This window comes from Vibrio sp. M260118 (genome assembly GCF_036533755.1).
Lineage (GTDB): Bacteria > Pseudomonadota > Gammaproteobacteria > Enterobacterales > Vibrionaceae > Vibrio.
The window spans coordinates 1-1803 of the sequence record NZ_JATABG010000528.1 but is presented as its reverse complement, the minus strand read 5'-3'; the positions used below and the strand labels follow the sequence as shown (position 1 = coordinate 1803).

Here is a 1803-nt window from a genome sequence, read left to right as displayed (position 1 = left end):
TCCTCAAGTGAGGTCTTACTTCCCCATGAATAAGTTTGAATAACATTTTTAAGCTTGATTAAAACCATAATTGCCAGCAGAAATTTAAGTTTAGCTTTCTATAGAGAATGCGTGTGGAAACTAACAACTATACCAGTTTTCAAATTGAACATTGCATGGTATGCATCAATCAATTGGCTAGTCCACTAAAATGTAATCGTTTACTTTGATTAGGTGAGCTTTAACTCAGGTCTCAATTGACGATACAATGTTAGTCAAAAAAATATAGTCCCTGTTCTCTTGAACAAGCTAAATAGTTAGGAAACAAATATGAACAAGCTAACATGCTTTAAAGCATATGATATCCGAGGTCAACTAGGTGAAGAGCTCAACGAGGATATTGCCTATCGAATCGGCCGAGCGTACGGCCAGTACCTGAACCCAAAAAAAGTTGTTATTGGCGGAGATGTTAGAGAAACCTCCCAACCTCTAAAACTAGCGATAGCAGACGGGTTAATGGATGCAGGGGTAGACGTCATCGATATAGGTATGGTCGGTACTGAAGAAATTTATTTTGCGACGAGCAACCTTTCCACAGACGGTGGAATTGAAGTCACAGCTAGCCATAACCCTATAGATTACAACGGAATGAAACTTGTTCGAGAAGATTCTAAACCTATCAGTGGAGATACGGGGTTACGAGAAATCCAACTACTAGCGGAACTGAATAGCTTCGAAAAGGTTGCTACTAGAGGTACTTATAAGCTACAAAGCAATATTGAAGAATATGTGCAACACCTTCTAACTTACATAAATCCAAACAACCTAAAACCATTAAAGCTGGTAGTCAACTCAGGCAATGGTGCTGCAGGGCATGTAATTGACAAATTAGAACAAAAGTTCTCAAAGCTAAATATTCCTATACATTTTATTAAAATTCATCACCAACCTGACAGCTCATTCCCCAATGGTATCCCAAATCCACTTCTACCTGAAAATCGCAAAGATACATCGGATGCAGTAATCAAACATGAAGCAGATATGGGTATTGCGTGGGATGGTGATTTTGACCGTTGTTTCCTATTTGATGAGCATGGCTGTTTCATCGAAGGCTACTATATTGTTGGCTTGTTAGCTGAAGCCTTCCTGCAAAAAAATCCCAGCGCAAATATCATCCACGATCCTCGCCTAACTTGGAATACTATTGATATTGTATCAAAAAGAAACGGCAATCCGATTATGTCCAAAACAGGACATGCATTCATTAAAGAGCGCATGAGGCTTGAAGATGCTGTCTATGGTGGTGAAATGAGTGCCCACCATTATTTTAGAGACTTTGCGTACTGTGACAGTGGGATGATTCCTTGGCTATTGGTCGCAGAATTACTATGTGTAAAAAAACAACCGCTCTCTAGTCTCGTTCAAAACCGTATTGCTGCATTTCCATCTTCTGGAGAGATTAACTCTAAATTAAAAGATGCCAAAGCTGCCATTGATAGAGTGATACGGAAGTTTGAAACTAATGCAAGAAATATAGATTACACTGACGGCATCAGTCTGGAGTTTGATGAATGGCGTTTTAACTTGCGCTCATCAAACACTGAGCCCGTTGTTAGATTAAATGTAGAGTCAAAAGGCAATCAACAGTTAATGCAAGAAAAGACGCAAGAAATCCTTTCTATTCTGCGCGAAAAGTAATTCACACTAGCACGATTTATTAGGCTTCAACATTGGTTGAAGCCTAATAAATAAAAATTACAGCTGAACACCAATATTACTGGCACCTTCATCACGAAGTTCTACTCGTAAATCTTTAATCAGCTC

At 38.9% G+C, this 1803-nt stretch carries 1 protein-coding gene; it reads left to right on the top strand.

The window, feature by feature from the left end; translation table 11 throughout:
• Positions 1-309 precede the first annotated feature (309 nt).
• On the top strand, positions 310-1677 hold the full coding sequence (locus QTO00_RS19190) for a phosphomannomutase CpsG (protein ID WP_331426173.1): 1368 nt from the start codon (positions 310-312) through the stop codon (positions 1675-1677).
• Positions 1678-1803: the final 126 nt, after the last annotated feature.

What these genes read in the sequence shown, in the direction of transcription:
- QTO00_RS19190 (WP_331426173.1), top strand. Translation starts at nt 310, where the DNA reads ATGAACAAGCTAACATGCTTTAAAGCATATGATATCCGAGGTCAACTA.